Origin of the sequence: Paenibacillus ehimensis NBRC 15659 (genome assembly GCF_004000785.1) — a bacterium.
Classification (GTDB): domain Bacteria; phylum Bacillota; class Bacilli; order Paenibacillales; family NBRC-103111; genus Paenibacillus_G; species Paenibacillus_G ehimensis.
On sequence record NZ_BILX01000190.1, the window covers coordinates 1 to 1,315 of the forward strand.

Genomic DNA, 1,315 nt, shown 5'->3' on the forward strand with positions numbered 1-1,315 from the left:
AACCTAACGACCAACACACGCAACCCTTCCACTGTGAATTTATCGTCAGGCAGCTATGATATTTATATTGATGGTGTGGGAGAACGGGTTGCTAGAGTAGCTTTTCCGACATGGACACTGCAAAACGGTCAAGATGATATCGTTTGGAAAGACGGATATAAGGTCGGGGCCAACACGTGGAAAATAACGGTTCCGTTCAGCGAGCATAATCAAGAAACAGGCGAATATATCACTCATATTTATTCGTACGATCAGAAAGGGAATGCGGTAATGATAGGTGATGGCTCTGTTTTAGTTAATTGATAATTGTTGAAACAAAGGACATAGGAAACAAAAAATATCATGAAGGATGTATGACTGAATGTATCTTTCTAGTTGTAAAAAAAGATTATATCTGCTATGCCTTAGTTTATATTTGGTTTTATTTCACTTCGTGATCGTCGCAACAGCGGCTTCTGAGTCACAAGTAGGTGGATATAATTATGTTTACGATAGTCTTGGAAGAATCAAGTATATTCAGTTTCCAAGCGGCCTTTTTGAAGAGTATATTTACGATAGTAATGGCAATATAATTTCCAAAAACATGAGTATAAACGGCAGCTTTGAAAAAGACGAAAATGGGAACAACTTGCCGGACTTCTGGGAAGTACACTGGCGGAATGGAACTAGCAGTGAGCCATTTGCCGGACTGGCTCCCTATGACCCAGTAGATGGAGCAAACGTATACCGGTTATTCAATGGTAAGGGCAATCCTGAATCCTATCAGTACGTACTCTCAAATGCCATCCCCGTGGTTGGCGGTAAATCTTATGAAGTGCGAGCCATGATGAAGTATACGCTCCAAGGCGGCGGAACGGCTGGAATGCATATCATACAACTGGATGCCAACGGCAAAGAGGTAGGGTACGATACGCAGTCCTACAACAATGGCGGCTGGAAATGGCATAATCACTCCCAAGTCTTCGTTGCAAAACCTAATGCCAAATCTGTTCTTATTCGGTTCGCTGTAGGTGGAGAGGATTCAGCCTATATGGATCTGGATACCGTATCTTTTAAAGAAATCAACATAAACGGCAGCTTTGAAAAAGACGAAAATGGGAACAACTTACCGGATTTTTGGGAAATGCACTGGCGGAATGGAACTAGCAGCGAGCCATTTGCCGGACTGGCTCCCTATGACCCAGTAGATGGAGCAAACGTATACCGGTTATTCAACGGTAAGGGTGACCCTGAGTCCTATCAATACGTACTCTCTAATGCCATCCCTGTCGTTGGCGGGAAATCATATGAACTGCAAGCCATGATGAAGTATACA

2 protein-coding genes are annotated in these 1,315 nt (G+C 43.0%); both read left to right on the forward strand.

Going from position 1 to position 1,315, the window contains the following annotated elements; all coding sequences use genetic code 11:
• A partial coding sequence (locus tag PEH01S_RS34265) for a GBS Bsp-like repeat-containing protein (RefSeq protein WP_174807201.1) occupies positions 1-303 on the forward strand: 303 nt, incomplete at its 5' end.
• A gap of 58 nt (positions 304-361) precedes the next feature.
• A partial coding sequence (locus PEH01S_RS34270; protein WP_164828161.1) for a hypothetical protein occupies positions 362-1,315 on the forward strand: 954 nt, incomplete at its 3' end.